This window comes from Vibrio sp. 378 (assembly GCF_033339435.1).
In genome coordinates, this window is the sequence record NZ_JAWOUO010000914.1 from 1 (window position 1) to 574 (window position 574).

The 574-nt window shown below is 44.9% G+C and carries 1 protein-coding gene; it reads left to right on the plus strand.

Annotation, left to right across the window (positions count from 1 at the left end; translation table 11 throughout):
* A partial coding sequence (locus R7Q48_RS29575; RefSeq protein ID WP_318133937.1) for a MetQ/NlpA family ABC transporter substrate-binding protein occupies positions 1 to 486 on the plus strand: 486 nt, incomplete at its 5' end.
* Between the last annotated feature and the right edge of the window lie 88 nt (positions 487 to 574).

The following is a 574-nucleotide window of genomic DNA, read 5'->3' on the forward strand; positions in this document are numbered from 1 at the left end:
ATCTTGATGCGCATGGGTATTTATTCCAATAAATACCGTTCGTTAGAAGAGTTACCAAACCGTGCCAGAATTGCCATTCCAAACGACCCAACTAATGGAGGCCGAGGGCTGTTACTACTCGCTGATGCGGGCTTGATTGAGCTTAAACCAGGTGTTGGCCATAAAGCCGCGTTAACCGATATTAAGAGCAATCAAAAAGAACTGGAGTTCGTTGAGGTGGATGCGGCGCAGCTGCCAAGAACGCTGGATGACGTTGATGCCGCAGCTATTACGATGAATTACGTGATGTCTTCAGGCTTAGATCCTAAGAAGCAAAGTATTTTCCTAGAGTCCAAAGACGCACCTCTCGCTGTTATGGTTATTGCGACTCGTGAAGCCGACAGAAACAACGAGGCTTACAAGAAGTTCGTCTCTATTTACCAATCCCAAGAAATTCGCGACTTCCTTGATAGCACTTTCAAAGGAACGATTGAACCAGCCTTTTAAGTAAGAATTAATCCTTGAGCAAGCTATCTTGCTTGCTTAGAGAGACAAAATGACAGAGGCTCATGAAACAAAGCATGAGCCTCTGTCA